The organism is Spiroplasma endosymbiont of Seladonia tumulorum, from assembly GCF_964020235.1.
GTDB lineage: Bacteria > Bacillota_I > Bacilli_A > Mycoplasmatales > Mycoplasmataceae > Spiroplasma.
The window spans coordinates 785,297-804,055 of the sequence record NZ_OZ026545.1; the positions used below are offsets into that span (position 1 = coordinate 785,297).

The following is an 18,759-nucleotide window of genomic DNA, read 5'->3' on the forward strand; positions in this document are numbered from 1 at the left end:
TTTAACCTTTATTGTCCTAATTTTTTCCACTCTTCAATTTGTCCAAACATTTCTGGTTTATAATCAGCAATTTTATTGGTAATTTTTTTAACAACATTAATAATTTCATTATCAATATTAGTCATTAAGGTATCGCTATAGGCTTTGGCCTTTGCTAATTCAGTATAGTATTTTTTTGCTTTTATATTAAAATGTTCAATTATTTCTTCTTTAAATTCTTGAATTTTATCAACTGGAATTCAACGAATTCTTTTTTTCTTAACTGCTAATAAAATGATTGCTTGGTCAATTTGTGAAAGCGGTGAATATTGTTTTTGTTTTAAAATTTCAATTACTCGTTTTCCATGTTCTAATACTTCTTTTGTCGCATCATCCAAATCAGAACCAAATTGAGCAAAGGCTTGTAGTTCACGATATTGTGCTAATTCTAATTTTAATGAACCAGCAACTTGTTTCATTGCTTTAATTTGTGCTGTTGACCCTACTCGTGACACCGATAATCCCGCATCAACCGCAGGGCGAATTCCAGCATTAAACTGATCATTATTTAAGAAAATTTGCCCATCAGTAATTGAAATAACATTTGTTGGAATATATGCTGAAATATCACCCGTTTGTGTTTCAATAATTGGCAAAGCAGTAATACTTCCGCCTCCATATTCTTTTGTTACTCGCGCGGCGCGTTCTAATAACCGACTATGTAAATAAAAAACATCACCAGGATATGCTTCACGACCAGGTGGACGGTGTAATAATAGTGCCATTGTTCGATAAGCAACAGCATGTTTTGAAAGATCATCATAAATAATAATAACATTTTCACCAGATTCCATCCATTCTTCACCAATAGTAACACCAGTATATGGTGCTAAGTATTGTAATGGCGCTAATTCACTTGCTGTGGCTGAAACAACTGTTGTATATTCTAATGTACCAGCAACTCGTAATTTTTCGACAATTTGTGCAACAGTTGATGCTTTTTGCCCAATTGCAACATAAATACATTTTACATTTTTCCCTTTTTGATTTAATATGGTATCAATTCCGATTGCTGTTTTTCCTGTCTGGCGATCACCGATAATTAATTCTCGTTGTCCTTTCCCAATGGGAATCATCGCATCAATTGTGATAATTCCCGTTTCCATTGGTTCATCAACTGATTTTCTAGTCATAACACCAGGTGCAATTCGTTCCACAGGACGTGTTTTTGTTGCTTTTAATGGTCCTTTCCCATCAATTGGTTGTCCTAATGCATTAACAACACGGCCTAACAACGCATCACCAACTGGCGTTTCAACAATTTTTCCTGATCGACGAACTTGATCACCTTCACGGATTGTTGTATCGTCACCCATTAAAACGGCCCCAACAGCGCCTTCTTCTAAATTTAATACCATTCCATAAATTTCATTCGGAAAAATTAGCAATTCACTCATCATTGCATTGTCAAGACCATCAATTAAAGCAATTCCATCACCAACTGTCACAACAGTTCCTTCTTCATGAATTTCAATTTTTTTACCATATTCTTTAATCTGTTTTTTAATTATTTCGGAAATCTCATTTACATTTAAAGCCACTTTTTCACCCCATCTTCTATTTATTATATATTGCTTTTTGTCGCATTGTTTCTAATTGTCCTGCAATTGAACCATCAATAATTTCGTGCTTAATTTTAATCCGAACTCCGCCTAATAAAGATGGATCAATTTTGTTAACTAACTCAATATGATAGCCAAATTTTTTACTTAATTTTGCTTCAATTGTTGTAATTTGTTTTCTTGTTAGTGGTTGGGTTGAATAAATATTTCCATATTGAACATTATAACTAATATTTATTAATTTTCTTAAACTTTTAAAAATTCTTCTAACATAACAAAAAGCTTCACGATCAATTAATAAAAAAAGGGCATTTAAAATTAACGGATCAATAACTTTTTGAAATGGTTTTGCTAAAATGTTCTTTCGTTCTTCCTTTGCAATGTCAGCATTCATCATTAACTTAATATAATCTGGTTCTTGTTTAAATAAATCTACGATTATATTACTAACTTCTAAAAAATGATCAATTTTTTTTGTTTCAAGCGCCAAGTCCATTAAAGCAGCTGCATAATTATCAATAAATTTTTCACTAACTAACATAACTTACTACTCTAATTCTTTGATAAACTCTTCTACCAATTTTTCATTTTTTTCTTTATTAATTTCTTTGCTTAATAATTGCTCAGCTGCATTAAAAGCAACATTAATAATTGATTTTCGAATATCATCATAATATTGCTCTTTTTCTTTTTGAATTTCTTTATGGGCCTGTTCATTTAATTGCATAACTTCAGCTTTTGCTGTTTCTAAAACTTGATGACGTTTTGCCTCTGCTTCAGTTCGAGCCGCAACAATAATACTATTTGCTTCTACCTTCGCTGTTGTTAACAATTTCGATGCTTCTTTTTGATCAATTGTTGCTTTTGCTTGTTTTTCAGCAGCATCTTGAATTAATTCTCGAATTTTATTGCGACGAGCCCGCATTGCTTTTCGAAATGGATTATAAACTCATTTTGATAATAAAATTAATAAAATAATTGTCGCAATAACATGCGCAATAAAAACCCATAGATTAGGAAATAATTGATTAATAATTTCTGCTGGTTCAATTGATTTTGACATTAATCACATTGTCATAGACATCTAAGCCTTCTTTCCAACTTTTTACTTTTCATTAACCAGTAACAAATACTAAAATAATCGCAATAACTAATGCATAAATTGACCCTGATTCAGTAATCGCAGCAGCAATAATATATTGTGTTCTAACTTTACTTTCAACTTCTGGGTTTCGAGCAATTGCTTCAACAGCTTTTCCACCAGTATACCCTTGTCCAATTCCTGAACCACAACAACCAATGGCAGCTAATCCTGCACCCAATAATGACATTCCCTTTGTAAAACCATCATTAATTCCGGCCATAAATCATATTGTCATCATATTCGATAGCAAATCTATTGTCATAAAATTTATCATATTATAATTCTCCTCTTCCTTAACAAATATATAATTTTATTTTAATCCTTTTTTAGCCATTTAAATTAACATTTTTAATTTTTTGTTCTTTTTTAACTTAATTATTTTTTCGTTTTTATCTTTGGTTTCTGTTTTCATTTCCATTGCCCAATAGGCAATTGTTAAAATTGCAAAAATATATGCTTGAATTAAACCATCAAAAACATCAAAATAAATACTTAAAAAAGGTAAAAATACACCAGCTAATAAATCAACAGGCCCAATATAAGGAATCTGTCCTCAAATAAAGCTCATTAAAGCTGTGAACAAGGTAATAATAACTGTTCCTCCCAAAATGTTTCCAAATAAACGAAATGAAATTGAGATCAAAGGAACAAATTGGGTTAATAATTCTAATGGATTGACAAAAAACTTTTTAAAATATACTAGTTTTTGATATTTAATCCCAAAATAATATATTCCAAAAAAGGTAACCAATCCCATTGATAATGGGACAGTATAAGCTGTTGCAAGTGATTCAAACCCAACAACACTCATTAAATTTCCAATCCCAATATACAATAATAAGTATATAACATAAACTGTTAAAAATTTATATTTTGGTCCCATCAAATTAACAACTTGTTTTTCAACTCACTTAATTGTAATTTCAGCAAAAAGTACTAAACCAGTTGGAATATCGGTTGGACCAAGTTTTTTTAAGCGTTTATAATAACCTATTGATAAAAGCATAATAATAAAGGTAGTAATAACTATCGTTACTAATTGCGGTAATAAAATTGTATAACTTCATGCATCCATTCCACTTTTATTTGGATCAGGGATTAAATCCATTGCAAGAAATTGACCAAAGTTACTATTCATTGCCATTTTTTTTTTCCTTTCTGCGTTGATGAATGGGAAATTTAACATTTGCAAATAATGATGAAAATGGACATAAACTAATTCCAACAATTATTGTGTAAATACTAAAAAAACTAGTATTCTCAGCATAAATAACTATAGGTATAGCATAAATCACTAAGCGAACTAGGTACAATAAGATAAAAAAGTACTTATTTAAACTTATACTTAACAATCATCCAGAAAAACAAATGATTAAGAAACCTATAAGAGAAAACAAATACCCCAAAACTAATCCTGTGTATAAAGTTCAATCTCGTTTTAATGTCAAATATATCATCGTCAATACTATTAGTATTCCCAAAAACATTATTAAACTTATTATTGACAGTTTATATTCTACACCTTTAAAATGGTTTTTTCAATTTAATTTATTTTTTTTATTTAGTTCCAAAAATACGGTCTCCAGCATCACCTAGACCAGGAATAATATAACCATGTTCATCTAAACGTTGGTCTAATGCAGCAACATAAATATCAACATCTGGATGATGCTCTTCAATACATTTTTTTCCTTCAGGTGCAGCTACCAAACATACTAATTTAATATTAGTTGCTCCTCATTCTTTAACTTTTTGAATTGCCACATTAGCACTGCCCCCTGTCGCTAACATTGGATCTAAAACTAAAACATTTGCTTTATTAATATTTTCTGGTTTTTTGGCAAAATATTCATGTGGTTCTAAGGTTTTTTCATCTCGGTATAATCCAATATGTCCAATTTTAGCGTTTGGGACCAAATTAATAATTCCATCGACCATCCCCAAGCCTGCTCTTAAAATTGGAAATAAAACAATATCATTTGCAATTTTATATCCCTTTGTTTTTGCTACTGGTGTTTCAATTTCAAATTCATTTAATTCAATATTTCGAAATATTTCATACGCCATTAATTGCGCAATTTCATCTAAATTTTCTTTAAAGACCTTTGAATTACTCTCCTTTTTGCGCATTCTTGTTAATTTATCCAAAATTAACGGGTGTTTTATTACAGTAAATGACATTAATTACTTTTCCTCCTTAATTTATTAGATTTTAACATAATTATAAAGATAATACCAAGATTTAATTTGGAATTACTTACATTTTTAAAAATAATTAAATAAAAAGAAATAAATTGAACTTTCAAACTTATTTCTTTTTTAATCTTTTATTATTTTCTTATCACTTGTAATGTTGAACCTGATTTTATCATTAGATTAATGTAATTAGAAGATGAAGGTGATTCTTCTGTAATCTCAAAACTATAAAATAATTTTAAGTATAAAATTGCAGTGTTGATATCCATTCAAGCAACTCCCTTCATATAAAAATAACCTGAATATCATTCCTTATTAATAGTTGTTTTAAAATCATTTTTATTATCTAACATTACCCAATCAAATTCATTCGTAAGTATTTTTAAATCACTTGTAGGAATAAATAGTGCAAAATAATTTGGATTATCAATCTTATTATCATTAACTGTTATTTCAAAGTCAGGCAAACAAACGACAGAAAATGTTTTTAACTCATTTAAATTATTAATTCCTAACGCTGTTAAATTAACTTTTTCTGTTTTATAGTTAATTTTCGCTACTTTTTGTAAATTGTAAATGCAAATGTAGTACTTTATTGAAAAAGAATAAAGTGCTTTTTATTTTGTAAAAAATACTTATATTTATTGGATTAATCGTTAGATAGTATCTTTTACACTTAATAAAATATGTTTTTTCAGAAAAATCCATCCTTTCTTTTCTTTAAAAATTTTGAATAATTGTTTTATTTAGTTGTTAGTTAATTGTTAAATATAATTACTAAAAAATATATTTAATAAACAAAGAATTAAAAAGATAATGAGATAAAAAAAGATACTATCTAACGATTAATCCAAAATTCAATCTTTAAAACTTAATATTTTTTGATGCTTAAAGATGGGTAACTCATCTATGGCACGAAGCCTTAAAGAAAGTGTGAAAGCGATTGGATTTACTACTCCTATTTATTTCTTTAATTCTCGGCAAGATTAATCACTTGCGAAATGTCAGAGCATGTGTTTTTTGGCTTGTTTTCATAAAAAGAGTGTTGTTAAACCGAAAAAAAATATTGGACACTAAAAAACAAGAGGGTTGGAACTCCAAAAGGTTATTTTCTTTATATAAAGTTGTGTAGGGATGGATGAAGCGTAATTAATAACTGGGTAAACTGTTTTTTGTTTATTTCCGTATGGGGGTAAACTCTATCAAAATATCCTATCCGCCCCCGCTCACCTTCAAAGTGGAGCGGGCGGCGAAGTAATTAAATATTAAAATAAATTATTTACTAAATATCAAAATATTAACCAATAAAGGAATATTATGTTTTTTTACAGAAAGGAAAATATTTGATGAAAAAATGAAATAAAAAAATTAAAAATAAATTACAAAAATTAATGATACGAGCTTATCTGGTAACAGTAAATGATATTAATGATGAAATTTGATCAACAAATAAAAAAATTAAGGAGTATATATAATGACAGAATATAAAAGTTTGTATATTAATAAAACTTGAAATGAAATAACAACATCTTTTGATTGAGTTAATTGTCAACCTATTAATTGTCGTATTTCACATCATAAAAAGCATTATGATTTGCAATGTTTAGAATGAGCCAAAATGTACTTAAATTTATTTAAAGACAAGTGAGATGTTATTGTTTCATATATGCAATATTATAAAATTAACGATATTTTAGATTTAGCATCCGATGGATGAAAAATATTACAAATTGACAAAAAAATAAAACAAATAAATTAAAATATATTATTGCAATTGACCCTGCTGGAATTGGACAAACTGGTATTATTATTTATAATGTTTTGCATCAGTTTTAACTGGTGGTATTGCTTCGGCTGTTGGTCTTGGTGCGGGATTATCTAATTTTGCCGCAGCATTTATCTCATTTGGAGTAGAAACAGCAACCGATTTTGCCGTAAATCAAATATACGATAAATTAACATCAGAAGTGACAGTAAAAAGTACTGCCTTAAATTTGCTACCAGCAATTGGTGGTATTGGAAAATTAACGCGTGCTGCTCGAACAACTAGAATTTTAAAATTAGCGATAGAAACTAAACTACTTGAAAAATTAGGTGTAATAACTGCTAATAATTTAGAAGATGTTGTAAGGCAAGTTACAGGTAAAAAGATTTTATCTGATAAATTAATATTTGATTTTACAAAACAAGCTAATAATGAAACTTTATTATATACAATTGGAAAATTAGCCCGAAATGATTTTTATAAAGGTTTTAAAGTTTCTAATTTAGAAACAATTAATAATTTATTAAAAATTGAGAAAAATATTCAAAAAATAAGTCCTAAATTAGTTCAAAAAATACCACGCATAAATGAAATAAATGATTGTCTGAATATGGATTAAATATTGATAAAATAAGCAAAATTAATACTAATGAGTGATATAACATAATGACTAATCTTCATAAAAAAGGTGTTGGTAAAAACCTGATATTAAATGCTAATTTAATGCGGGGCAGTAAAATATATAATAATAAATTATTAAATATTTTTCATCAAACACCAATTAAATTAAATAAAATTTTAAATCATTTAAACCCAAATTTTTATATTCAAAAAGTAACTAAAAAATTATTAGCCCCAATTGAAAAACAAATAATTACTATTAAACAAAAAGTAATTAGTAAAATTACTGATAAAACTAAAAAAATATTATCTAAATTTGAAACTAAGGCTATTAAAAAAGGTCAATTATTACCTTTTGCTTATGGTTCTGATGTTTTTTTAGCAGTTAAAATTGTTCCTTTATCAGTTGCGGGTGAAGTTGCTTTAACAATATATTATAAAAATCCTAAATATGTCCCTATTGTCGTTATGACAACTTTAATCAAAGCAGAACAGTTTGTTTTGGCTCCTGAACCGTTTAAATTCTATATGAACAGTGAGTGGTTTATTGGTTGGGGATTTAAAAAAACAAGTTTGTTTAATTTAGTTTCTTTTGCCCCACTTGTTTATCAGCAAGTAGTAAAAGATAGTTTTAAAATATATCGGACAATTGCTAAGATATTAAAAATGCAAGAACAATTTAAAAATAACTTTAATAAATATAAATTGTTAAATACGCTAGAAGATAGTGCGGTTACTAGTTTGTTAGGTAATGGACTAGTATTTCAAGCATATAAACAACTCAGAACAAAACAAGATTTAAACAAAACAATTAAAACAAAAACATTACTAAATAGTAAAAAATTTATATTAAAGAAAATATATTCTAAAAAAAGTAAATGATAAGGAGATGATTAAATGTTAAATGAATTATGACAAAATGTTACTTTGGAAAATTATAATAATTTTATTCCAATGACAGGTAAAATTACACAAGTTCCAGTTCGTTATAATAAGTTTTTTAAAGGTGATGTAGAATTATGATTTAAAACATTTGCTTTAAGAGCCCAAAATATGATTAATTCTTACTTAAACTATCCATTTTCAAAACTAAAGTTTGAAACATTTAAAGATCCATTATTAAAGAAAATTTGTATTAATATGGTGTTTATTACGATTGAGCATTGAACATTTAACCGCATTCCAATTAAATTTTTTACTTCGACAAATATGAGTGTTGGTGATATTAATTATTCATCGCAAAATGACCATATGATTACTTGACAAGGTCTATTGCCTACCTATGCAAAATCATTGGCTAATTTAACAACTTTAAAGAAAATGTTTCGTACTTTTCAAGAAGAAGGTATTGATTTAACAATGATTGATTTAGAAGCATATTATACTCAATTAGAAGTTGATGCTTTATTAGATAAACTTGTTATAGAAAAAATTAAAGATGAAAAACTTGCAAAAATAAAAGAAGAAATTTTAGATGAATTAAAAAAATCAATTGTTATACCAAAAGTTCCAGATTGAGAAATTGTTGATACTAGTGATTTTAAAGTTGGACAAAAAGGATATACTATTCCTAATTTTGATAAAGAAAATTATATTTATAGAATTTGAGCCTCAGGAAAAAATATCAAAGGAGATTTAAAAAGTCAAGGGATGTTGCAAACAAGGCATAGTTTTAGACAAACAATAGGTGTTATATATGATCAAATAGGTGTTAATAGTGCATGTTTAGCATTATCTATTAATCCTGATGGATTGATTAATATTGGAGTTAATGGTCCAGCAACATTTAGACCTTTGGGATTTGTGTTTATTGAAAGAAAAAAGGTAAATTAGAAAGGAGATGTTATTATGTCAAAAGTAAATATTAAAGATGTAATTATGTTTTTGAAAATCTTTGGAGTTTCATCATTGTTTTTTATTGCCGGAATTATTATTTGTTTTATCGGAGAAAAAACATTGGGTATTTCTTGACCAGCATATGTTATTGCTTCAGCAATGCTTATTGGAGCAGGAATTATAGTTTTAATTATTGAAACTATTAGATTTATCAAAACTCATAACAAACAACAAAAACAAGATAGTATTGAAGATGTTATTAAAAAAGAAGATACGAAATAAAGAGGTGATATAAATGGGATTGTTACCAGCAAAAAAGAAATTAAAAAAAGAATATGATATTGATAGTTATTATCTTAATTTAGCATCAACGATTACTAATCGTAAAAATGTTACTGTTCAAAAACATAATGAAATTTTAGAAAAAAGAATTTGTGAAGATAATGCTAATTTTTTAAATCCACGTGATTTAGAAATTAGCATTTATAATCCAATTAATAATAAACAGATAGATATTAAATTAATTAATAACTTTTTAAAAATGCAAGACTTTTCTAATAAGAATTGATATAACGAATATAAAATTAATAAGAATGGTAAAGGTGCATATTTTATTTTTGCTAATAATTCAAAACTTAATTTTATTACGATTGATTTTTACAATGACCAATATGACGAATTAGGTAATTTAGTTTCGTGTACTTTTGATTATGACCCTTATCTTAAAAATGACCAGAGTGTTTTTATTACTGAAAAATTAGAAATTAATTATGTAACTAAACAAGTAAAAGTTATTAAAAAGGCGCTGTGTATATATAAACGGCAAATTTATATCTTGTTAAGTTAATAATAAAATATTTTTAATAAATTGCAACAACTTTTTCAGAAAAAATTAAATTTTTGTAATTTTATCTTATTTTATTCATATTTAAGCGCACTAAAAATAATTTATTAAATTTTAACTAATAAATTTATTTAAAATTTTGTAAAAACATTGTCTTTGCACTTAATCAATTTAAACATGGTCGGAGTTTATCATTTATAACATTAACTACTCAATCTATCATTTTTTGACTAATATTATTAAAATCAATTCCCTTAGAAAGTCAATATCTAAATTCACCGTTCATATGCTCAATTAATGGTTTTTGTTGTGGTTTACCGGGGTCACAAAAATAAACTTGTGTTTCAGCAAATATTTTTATTTCTCTTCATTTACTAAATTCTTTTCCTCTATCAGTTATTATTCCTTTAATTTTCCCAATTAAATTATTATTTTTAACAATATCTTTAAATTTTTCTAAAACTTCATTAGCAGTATTATTTTTTAATTTCATTACAAAATAATTTTTACTTGATTGTTCTACTAAAACTAAATTACTAGATTGATGGTCTTTTCCTACAACAGTATCCATTTCAAATCATCCAACATTAGAAACTTTATTTTCAATATCTCAAATTGATTTAAAGTTAGTTAATTTACCACGATTATCAGTTTTTCCTTTTGTTTTGTATTTTTTACCACGATGGGGTAAATTTTCTTTTTTTAATCCAAATTCACCTAAGCGAATTCATTTATACAATGTTTTAACACAAACAGGAAATTTAACACCAAATTCCAAGAAATAACGATAAATTAATTGTTCGGGTGTATCGTGGTATTTATTAAATCTTATTTTAATAAAATCTAACTGCTCTTTTGTAAATTTAGGTAGTTTTTTAATGCATTTTTTACGTTTTTGTTTATAATCTTTTTGTGCTTGATATGGATTATAATATTGTATATTTTTAAATCGCTTAATTTCTCTTTTAACAGTATTAACTCCACGACCCGTTTGTCGTGATATTTCAGATAAATTAATTGTGCCATTTTTCTTTTTACAAGTATCAGATAATAATAAATCTTTAAATAAATCTGGCTCATCAAATGTTAAATGTTTAAATTTTCTCATTTTTATACAAATTCCTTTCATTTTTTCTTATAATGTATTATATATAAAATAAAGAGGTCAATAAATATGCAAGAATTTAGTAAAATTAATAATAAAAAACGAATTACTAGTTATGAACATTTAAATAAAAAATATAATTTAAATTTTAGTGACTATAATTTTGGTTTTGATTGAGAAGTATTTAAAGATTTTGTTGGTGATAGTTATGCCCGATATTTTACTTCGCCATGTTTTTTTAAGTTTGTCTCAGCGGGGCGTGGTACTAATAAGACATGAAATCACCTAGCAGAAAAATTATTTTTTGCTTGTAATTTTACCGATGCTTCATCTAACATTTTACGAAGATATGCCAATACCCACGAAGATACTACATTTGGCGATACAATTAATGTCTGCAACTATCTATATGATAAATATGAGATTGATATAGGGTATGACAATGAAAATGGTATTGTTTGACCTAAAAATGTTAAAGAAGGTGGCGAAATTGTTTTTCCTAGTGGTGTTCGCATTGCTTTTGCTGGTTATGCTAATGGTAATAAAATTATGGGGAAAGTTGGTAAAGGTAGTGGTATTATATCAGCATGAACTGACGAAATGATACATGCTGAAGAAAAAGAAATCTTAACTGATAAAGAACTAGATAAAAGATATAATAATTTAAGAGTTTCAATGTTTCGTTCTAAAAGTTTAAAAGTGTCTTACGAAAAATACACGGATGAAAATGATAATGAACAATATAATTTAGATAATCCTATTCCAGTAAAAGAATTATCTTGGACATTTCAAGAATGAGACAACATAGCAAAACAATATATAACAGTTACAACATATTTTTATAAAACATATTCTAATCAATTTACCTTTAATCCTTTTGATAAATACCATATCTTTTATGAAAAATTTGTAACGCCATATTTACCTTTAAATGAAAGAATTAAAAATATTTTAAAAGAACACAATCAGGTATATTCAGAAAACAAACAAGCATTTAATGGTTTGGGTATTTTTAATTTGCGTTTAACTATGGGGGCTGTTTGAAATAAAATACCTGATATTACCAAAAAAATTGTTTTAGCAAATAAAGAAGAACGACCCGATTTATTTGAACTTGAATATTACGGTTTTGAATATAACGATAATGACCCCAGTATTTATGTTTTACGAAATTATCGTAAATATATTAAAGAGTATAATTTACAAGATTTTTATAATACAAATACAAAACAATATCAATTTGATAGTTATTCAATTGGTGTTGATTATGCTAATGGTAGTGAAGACCATACAGTATTTTTATTTAGTGGTTATAAAATTAATGAAAATAATGAATATGATAAATATTTAATTAAAAAAATGTTGTTACCCCAAAAAACGCAATGAATTTAAATGAAATAGTTGAACATTACGGACAATGAATAATTAACTGTTTTGATAAATTTGATGGTTTTGAATATGCTACATTTCATTATGATATTAATGCTCATGACTTTATGCAAAAATTACAAGAAGATATTTACCCTTATTTAGGTTATAAAATTAAGATGTTTAAAGCCAAAAAACATCAGACATCCCTTAATAAAGAAGCGGGAATAATTAATCGTGTAACATGAATAAGAAAAATGTTTGTTCAAGGCAAAATATATGGTATATTATATAACTTCCCATTTTTAGATAAGTGTATTAGTGAATTAAGATTTAGCGATACCAAAACAAACACACCCGACAGTAAAATGTACCACGATCCATATGATGCTTTGTTTTATGGTTCTTATCCGTATCGCTTTAAAATGGGTATATAAAATGTATTATAATATTATTGAAATAAAATTAGAGAATATTTCAATTAATTTTTATCTATATTTTTATTAAATCTGTAATAGCAGATTTTTTAGGTTTTGGGCGAGCGGTTGATTTTCTTAAATTTTTGTGATAAAATGACTTACAAGTTAAAAAAGATTTTGAGGTTCTTTCAAACAAATTTGGGAACCTTTATAAAATTCTTCGCTTAACGCTTAGAATTTTTCCCAAGTATTTTGAAAAGCGCGGCAAAAGTTTTTTTAAACTTTAAGGCATTTTTCGCAAAACTTATGAAAATCACCGCGAGCCCAAATTAGTACAATATAATCACAATAATAATCATTTAAATAACTTCCTTTCTCAAATATGTTTAAAAAGTGCTTGTATATATATATATATATAATGTCAATAGATCTTGATAAAAATTTTCAAGATAAAAGAAAGGAAATAATAAAATGAAAAAACTTTTAAGTTTATTAAGTCTATTAACTATTGGTGGAACCGCTGTACCAACAACAATTGCTGCTAGCCCCTATCAAAAAGAAGAAACTAAATTAGAAATTAGTAAAGTTAATTATTCACAAAAAAATAATTTAGAAAAATTAAATAGAGTAAAAAGACAAGATAATAAAAAAAATAATATTGTTGGAATTTCAGAAATTGTTATTATAACAAATAAAAGTATTATTTCTTCCGGTGTAGTTTTAAATAATAAATTATACTTTGGTTCTTTTGATCATAATGTTTATGAATATAATCCTAAAACTGAACAACAAAAAGTTGTAATTACAACAAATGGAAGTATTTTATCTTCTGGAGTAGCTTTAAATAACAAATTATACTTTGGTTCAAAAGATAATAAAGTTTATGAATATGATACATTGCAATTAATTGAATCTAAAATTATTAATATGAAAGATCAAGTAAAAAGAGGGTTATATTTATATCATAAAAAACAAAATCCTAATTCTGAAATTAAACAGATTTTAAATATTAATTTAAAAAATTTAACAGAATCTGAACTTGTTTTAGAAGAAACACAAAAAAAATAAATCATATAATTTAGAACAAGATCTTAATGATATTTGTAAAGATTCTAACTCAACATTTATAAATAATAGTAGTATTGAACAAATTCAAAATACAGTTTCTTGTTCTAAACAATTAACAGAAACAAATACATTTCAAAAAATGAATGGATTTTCTAAATCAGAAACAACATCAAATACTGATAATTGAAGTACAAATGTAAATACTAAAGTTACAGCAAAAGCTAGTAGTAATGCTGGTGTTCCTGTTGTTTTTGGTGCAAAACTTGAAGTTGCAGTTGAAGCTGGTGGTGGTTATACATGAGGGAAGTCAAAAACTTATACTATAACAGATACTTCAAATTCTTCTGAAACAGAAATTAAAACAACCACAAACACTACAACAATAACTGTTCCATCTCAACCAGTAAAGGTGCCACCACATAGTAAAATTTCAGTTTATGTTACTTCTTTACAAAATAATATAGAGCTTATTTTAAATTATTATCAAAAAATTGAAGGTATGGTTAGTGCAAAATTAATTGATAAAAATAATAATGAAATAATAGTTAATATTTCAATTAAAGATGCTATGCTTAGTTTATTTGAAAATGAAATTTTACCCTCAAAAATAAAAATAAATAATGATAATAGTATAAATTTTTACTATGATATTAAAAGTAAAAAAGAAATAATTATGCATCAGACTGAGATTGGGGAAGCTATTCCCTTAAATTCGGAAGAAAAAAATGTAACATTTAAAAATAAAAAAACAGATATAGTGGTAGTAAAGAATTAATTATAAACACGATATGAAAAAGAAATTAAGTCTTTTGGGAACAATCACTTTAATAGGAACAAGTACAGCCAGTTTAGTTGCCTGTAATACACCACAATATATCGAGGAACAATTAAATAAACTAAAAGAAAAAAATAATATAAAAACAAAAAATGGTATTTTAGAATGAATAGCATATCAAGAAAAACCATTTAATCAAGTGGATAATAAATGATATTTTGCTATATGGAAACCTAATAATTCTATTTATTGAAAAATATCAAAATTTAAACACGATACAAATAAAGGAAAAAAAATGAGGATTGAGATCCATTAAAACCATATTATATTGATCTCTTTTTATGGGTTTTTGAAACAAAAGAACAAGATTTATTAATAGATGATCAATCAGAAGGTAAAATAGAACGAATTTTTTGAAATGAAGATAAGGGACGAAATTTTAAAGCAGTTTATCGTTGAAATTTAGAAGATACTAATGTACCTAATTTAATTATTGATAAAACCGGTAATGTAAAAGTTAATGAATAATAAAAAGTCATTTTAATAAATGACTTTTTATATTTCTAATATAATTAATGATAATTTTTCATTATTTTTATTAAATAGTTGTAAATTATTAATATTAATTTGTTCTTTTTCAGTAAAAATTGTAATTTCATAATTACCATAACCTCATATACCTGATATTTCAATTTGATTTAAATTAAATAGTTTTTTATCAAAAGTTATTTTAATACTATAATCAATTAAATCTTCGATTGTACTAATTCAATCTATTTTAGAATAAAGTAATTTATATCATTCAGAAAAATAATTTAAATAGTTTTCTATTTTGTCATTAAAAACAATTAAATTAGTTAAATATTTCCCATATTCACCATCAGATAATTTAATTTCTGATGGAATAAGAGAAGGAATGTTATTTGTTTCTAATTCATTTGTTACGGATAATCAATTAAAAAAATTTGCTTCTAATCGATAAATAGGATTTTCTGAAATATCTTTGTTTTTAACACTTACTTTAATTTCATTATCTTTGTTATTATTAACATTTATTTGTTGTTTTAAATTTCAATCAATAATTTTTCCAGTACTTGAATCAATTAAAGGTTTAAGAGGTTCACCACCACCATTTCAACGATAAACTGCTTTAAAATTTCGTCCCTTATCTTCATTTCAAAAAATTCGTTCTATTTTACCTTCTGATTGATCATCTATTAATAAATCTTGTTCTTTTGTTTCAAAAACCCATAAAAAGAGATCAATATAATATGGTTTTAATGGATCTCAATCCTCATTTTTTTCCTTTATTTGTATCGTGTTTAAATTTTGATATTTTTCAATAAATAGAATTATTAGGTTTCCATATAGCAAAATATCATTTATTATCCACTTGATTAAATGGTTTTTCTTGTGCTTTAATTTCTTTTCAATAATTTACTGTAATTGGTGGATTAGAACCAATAAAATCAAAATATAATGAATATATTTGTACTTGACAATCTGAAAAATAAAAATATCCTTCTTCTAATCTATTTGGTTTTGAAATTAGTTTAAAATAATAAGGAGCAATTAATTTAATATCATCATTATAGCCTTTATTAATTGCATACTTGCTATATGTATAATTTGATAACATATAAATAATTTGTTTAAATCTTTTGACAACATTTTCATTAAGAAATGTGGAATTATCTAATTTTCAATTTTCAAATAAACCATCAATTACATCTTCTGGTTTTTGTCCTTCAAATTTTTGGCGCAGTTCAGCCACTTTATTGGTAGGATTACCTTTTTCATCGTATTTTGCTCCTTGAAATTTACGGTCATAATTATAACGATATGTTAAATAATTTAATAAAACTTTTTCTAAACCATTTTTATTTACCAAATCTAAAATATCTTTTCCTTGAATATAGTTTTTGGCTATACTTCATGGTAAAAAACTTTCAGTAAATCAATACTGAAATATTCTTACATTAGGGTTTGTTTCAATTGGCATTGATAGTAAAGGTACTAAACTAGCGTTTTCAACTATTGATGATGGATAAGAATAAACACCATTAACATTGCCTCAACACTTAATATTTCCAAATAACATTGATTTAGGGTATTTAATTTCAATCCCAGTAAATACTGTGTCTTCGGGTAATGATTTTTGTAATACTAAATGAATACTATTTTGGTTTTTTCATTTAAAATCAGTTATTTTAACTAAATGCATAGATTTAATAATATTAACACCATCGGGTGAATAAGGGCCTTTGTATTCTTCAATGATATAACATTCATTTTTGTTATCTTCACTAATTGGCTCATTAATAGATACTATTTTTAAGTCATAGGATTCTAAAAATTCTTTGTCTTGTTTTGAAATATCATTAATTAAAATATCTTTTTCATCAATCATAACATAACTTGTGCTATTATCTTGGACTGTGGTATTTTGTTGAATTTGTAATTTAAAGTTAAAATCACTAATTTCATAACCAGTTATTTTAATATATTCATCTTTGTCAATAAAACCTATTTTAACGCTATTTTGAGAGTAATTTAAGATTGGTTTTTGCTTTGTCTTAACAATATTATTAATTTTATAAATATATAAGGTTCTTGCACGGTCTTCAGTAAATAATTGTTCTAAGTCAGGGTTGCTGTACTGCGATTGAGCAGCAAAATCTAACGGAATACTATCGATTGAATAGTCAATTGGTTCATCATTTTCCGCTAATTGTGCTAACATTTTTTCAGATGGTTTTAACATTATTCTTGTTCTCCTTCTTCATTAGGCATATTGATAATAGTTTCGTTGTTTTTTAATTGTCTGTTTAAAGTAGCATTTACTGGTAAGCGAACATCAACAATTAACTCATCAATATTTTTAATATTGAATGTTCTACTGTTTAAAATCGCATTATCATATTTAATTAACTTAATAATGAATTCAGTTAATTTAATTTCTCTAATATATATCATTTGTTCATATGATGCGTTTGTTTGAATATTTACTCCCGCAACTTCTGCTTGTGTTTGTTGGGCTCCCTTGGCGATTGCGGGAACATGATGGCGATTTATTTTATAGTAATTAGTTAATAATCAATCATATATTTTGGTTAATTGTTCACCTTTAAAATTACCCGCAATATAATCTACTGGTTGAAAATTACTATCAGGGTCTCCTTCAACTAATAACAAGTCATTTTCAATAAATGAAGCTAGCATTTTACTAATTTCTTGGTCAACTACACCAGTCACGCCGTTAGTATTAATAGTAAATTTACCACTATTTAATAATGGATCTAACATTATCTTTTCAGCAATAATATCTAAAATACTAGCAAATTGTTTACCATAACGAGCAGAAGGCTCAAAATTAGGGTTATTAGGAATAATTTGAATTGGAATAAAATTAAGTGGTAATATTTCTTCTCTTTGTAAAGTTGTATAGTTATTTCATTTAGCATCATCAATATATAAGTCGGTAATAGTACTATATAATCGTGTTTTTAACTTTCTAATAACTTTAACTTGTTTAGTTACAGCATCAATCTCTAATTTTTCAGTAATAAAAATACTCTGGTCATTTTTAATATAAGAATCATAATCAAAAGTACAAGATACTAAATTACCTAATTCATCATATTGGTCATTGTAAAAATCAATCGTAATAAAATTAAGTTTTGAATTATTAACAAAAATAAAGTATGTACCCCTACCATTCTTATTAATTTTATATTCGTTATATCAATTTTTATTAGTAAAGTCTTGCATCTTTAAAAAGTTATTAATTAATTTAGTATCTAATTGTTGATTAGTAAGTGGATTATAAATGCTAATTTCTAAATCTCGTGGATTTAAAAAATTAGCATTATCTTCACAAATTCTTTTTTTTAAAATCTCATTATGTTTTTGAACAGTAACATTTTTACGATTAGTAATAGTTGATGCTAAATTAAGATAATAACTATCAATATCATAATCTTTTTTTATTTTCTTTTTTGCTGGTAACAATCCCAT

The 18,759-nt window shown here is 25.8% G+C and carries 24 protein-coding genes; 13 read left to right on the top strand and 11 right to left on the bottom strand.

Going from position 1 to position 18,759, the window contains the following annotated elements; all coding sequences use genetic code 4:
- Positions 1 to 8 precede the first annotated feature (8 nt).
- From atpA to AACL22_RS05095, 8 genes are all read right to left on the bottom strand, one after another.
- Positions 9 to 1,580, bottom strand: coding sequence for a F0F1 ATP synthase subunit alpha (atpA, locus tag AACL22_RS05065; protein WP_338990126.1), 1,572 nt, complete (start codon positions 1,578 to 1,580; stop codon positions 9 to 11).
- 16 nt (positions 1,581 to 1,596) lie between these two features.
- Entirely contained in the window at positions 1,597 to 2,142 is a 546-nt protein-coding gene (locus tag AACL22_RS05070; protein ID WP_338990128.1) for a F0F1 ATP synthase subunit delta, read from the bottom strand.
- 6 nt (positions 2,143 to 2,148) lie between these two features.
- Entirely contained in the window at positions 2,149 to 2,679 is a 531-nt protein-coding gene (atpF, locus tag AACL22_RS05075; RefSeq protein WP_338990130.1) for a F0F1 ATP synthase subunit B, read from the bottom strand.
- Positions 2,680 to 2,716: 37 nt separating this feature from the next.
- Positions 2,717 to 3,019: an ATP synthase F0 subunit C gene (gene atpE / locus AACL22_RS05080; RefSeq protein ID WP_338990132.1), complete on the bottom strand. Its 303-nt coding sequence runs from the start codon at positions 3,017 to 3,019 to the stop codon at positions 2,717 to 2,719.
- Between the two features lie 60 nt (positions 3,020 to 3,079).
- Positions 3,080 to 3,889 (bottom strand): FoF1 ATP synthase subunit a, encoded by an 810-nt coding sequence (locus tag AACL22_RS05085; RefSeq protein ID WP_338990134.1) that lies wholly within the window; start codon positions 3,887 to 3,889, stop codon positions 3,080 to 3,082.
- Entirely contained in the window at positions 3,876 to 4,334 is a 459-nt protein-coding gene (locus tag AACL22_RS13760; RefSeq protein ID WP_353487027.1) for an MG406 family protein, read from the bottom strand. Before AACL22_RS13760 ends, AACL22_RS05085 begins: the two co-directional genes overlap by 14 nt.
- The gene (gene upp / locus AACL22_RS05090) at positions 4,303 to 4,926 is read right to left on the bottom strand and encodes a uracil phosphoribosyltransferase (protein WP_338990135.1); all 624 of its coding nucleotides are present in this window, start codon (positions 4,924 to 4,926) and stop codon (positions 4,303 to 4,305) included. The genes AACL22_RS13760 and upp overlap by 32 nt, the downstream gene beginning before the upstream one ends.
- Positions 4,927 to 5,075: 149 nt before the next feature.
- Entirely contained in the window at positions 5,076 to 5,408 is a 333-nt protein-coding gene (locus tag AACL22_RS05095) for a hypothetical protein (protein WP_338990137.1), read from the bottom strand.
- An 879-nt stretch (positions 5,409 to 6,287) separates the two neighbouring features.
- On the opposite strand from AACL22_RS05095, the gene AACL22_RS05100 reads away from it, so the two are divergent.
- From AACL22_RS05100 to AACL22_RS05135, 8 genes are all read left to right on the top strand, one after another.
- The gene (locus AACL22_RS05100) at positions 6,288 to 6,416 is read left to right on the top strand and encodes a hypothetical protein (RefSeq protein ID WP_338990138.1); all 129 of its coding nucleotides are present in this window, start codon (positions 6,288 to 6,290) and stop codon (positions 6,414 to 6,416) included.
- Positions 6,416 to 6,700: a hypothetical protein gene (locus AACL22_RS05105; protein WP_338990140.1), complete on the top strand. Its 285-nt coding sequence runs from the start codon at positions 6,416 to 6,418 to the stop codon at positions 6,698 to 6,700. Before AACL22_RS05100 ends, AACL22_RS05105 begins: the two co-directional genes overlap by 1 nt.
- Positions 6,655 to 6,777 carry a hypothetical protein gene (locus AACL22_RS05110; RefSeq protein WP_338990141.1) on the top strand — a complete coding sequence of 41 codons (123 nt, stop codon included), beginning with the start codon at positions 6,655 to 6,657 and terminating at the stop codon, positions 6,775 to 6,777. Before AACL22_RS05105 ends, AACL22_RS05110 begins: the two co-directional genes overlap by 46 nt.
- Positions 6,778 to 6,908: 131 nt before the next feature.
- A complete protein-coding gene (locus AACL22_RS05115; RefSeq protein ID WP_338990142.1) occupies positions 6,909 to 7,325 on the top strand; it encodes a hypothetical protein in 417 nt (138 codons plus the stop codon).
- Positions 7,307 to 8,212: a hypothetical protein gene (locus tag AACL22_RS05120; protein ID WP_338990143.1), complete on the top strand. Its 906-nt coding sequence runs from the start codon at positions 7,307 to 7,309 to the stop codon at positions 8,210 to 8,212. The genes AACL22_RS05115 and AACL22_RS05120 overlap by 19 nt, the downstream gene beginning before the upstream one ends.
- Before the next feature lie 12 nt (positions 8,213 to 8,224).
- Positions 8,225 to 9,160 (top strand): hypothetical protein, encoded by a 936-nt coding sequence (locus AACL22_RS05125; protein WP_338990145.1) that lies wholly within the window; start codon positions 8,225 to 8,227, stop codon positions 9,158 to 9,160.
- Between the two features lie 15 nt (positions 9,161 to 9,175).
- The gene (locus AACL22_RS05130; RefSeq protein ID WP_338990147.1) at positions 9,176 to 9,445 is read left to right on the top strand and encodes a hypothetical protein; all 270 of its coding nucleotides are present in this window, start codon (positions 9,176 to 9,178) and stop codon (positions 9,443 to 9,445) included.
- Between the two features lie 13 nt (positions 9,446 to 9,458).
- Positions 9,459 to 10,010, top strand: coding sequence for a hypothetical protein (locus tag AACL22_RS05135; protein WP_338990148.1), 552 nt, complete (start codon positions 9,459 to 9,461; stop codon positions 10,008 to 10,010).
- 124 nt (positions 10,011 to 10,134) lie between these two features.
- Here the strand turns inward: AACL22_RS05135 and AACL22_RS05140 are convergent, their stop codons facing one another.
- Positions 10,135 to 11,115 (bottom strand): IS30 family transposase, encoded by a 981-nt coding sequence (locus AACL22_RS05140; protein ID WP_338993013.1) that lies wholly within the window; start codon positions 11,113 to 11,115, stop codon positions 10,135 to 10,137.
- Positions 11,116 to 11,181: 66 nt separating this feature from the next.
- Between AACL22_RS05140 and AACL22_RS05145 the strand changes: the two genes are divergently transcribed.
- The 5 genes from AACL22_RS05145 (at position 11,182) to AACL22_RS05165 (ending at position 15,058) form a co-directional block, all read left to right on the top strand.
- Positions 11,182 to 12,504: a hypothetical protein gene (locus AACL22_RS05145; protein ID WP_338990149.1), complete on the top strand. Its 1,323-nt coding sequence runs from the start codon at positions 11,182 to 11,184 to the stop codon at positions 12,502 to 12,504.
- The gene (locus AACL22_RS05150) at positions 12,495 to 12,917 is read left to right on the top strand and encodes a hypothetical protein (RefSeq protein ID WP_338990150.1); all 423 of its coding nucleotides are present in this window, start codon (positions 12,495 to 12,497) and stop codon (positions 12,915 to 12,917) included. Before AACL22_RS05145 ends, AACL22_RS05150 begins: the two co-directional genes overlap by 10 nt.
- A gap of 453 nt (positions 12,918 to 13,370) precedes the next feature.
- On the top strand, positions 13,371 to 13,967 hold the full coding sequence (locus AACL22_RS05155; RefSeq protein ID WP_338990151.1) for a hypothetical protein: 597 nt from the start codon (positions 13,371 to 13,373) through the stop codon (positions 13,965 to 13,967).
- Positions 13,968 to 14,106: 139 nt separating this feature from the next.
- The gene (locus tag AACL22_RS05160) at positions 14,107 to 14,742 is read left to right on the top strand and encodes a hypothetical protein (RefSeq protein WP_338989166.1); all 636 of its coding nucleotides are present in this window, start codon (positions 14,107 to 14,109) and stop codon (positions 14,740 to 14,742) included.
- A 13-nt stretch (positions 14,743 to 14,755) separates the two neighbouring features.
- Positions 14,756 to 15,058: a lipoprotein gene (locus tag AACL22_RS05165; RefSeq protein WP_338990153.1), complete on the top strand. Its 303-nt coding sequence runs from the start codon at positions 14,756 to 14,758 to the stop codon at positions 15,056 to 15,058.
- An 879-nt stretch (positions 15,059 to 15,937) separates the two neighbouring features.
- Here the strand turns inward: AACL22_RS05165 and AACL22_RS05170 are convergent.
- A complete protein-coding gene (locus AACL22_RS05170; protein WP_338990155.1) occupies positions 15,938 to 17,506 on the bottom strand; it encodes a hypothetical protein in 1,569 nt (522 codons plus the stop codon).
- Entirely contained in the window at positions 17,506 to 18,759 is a 1,254-nt protein-coding gene (locus AACL22_RS05175) for a hypothetical protein (protein WP_338989934.1), read from the bottom strand. Before AACL22_RS05175 ends, AACL22_RS05170 begins: the two co-directional genes overlap by 1 nt.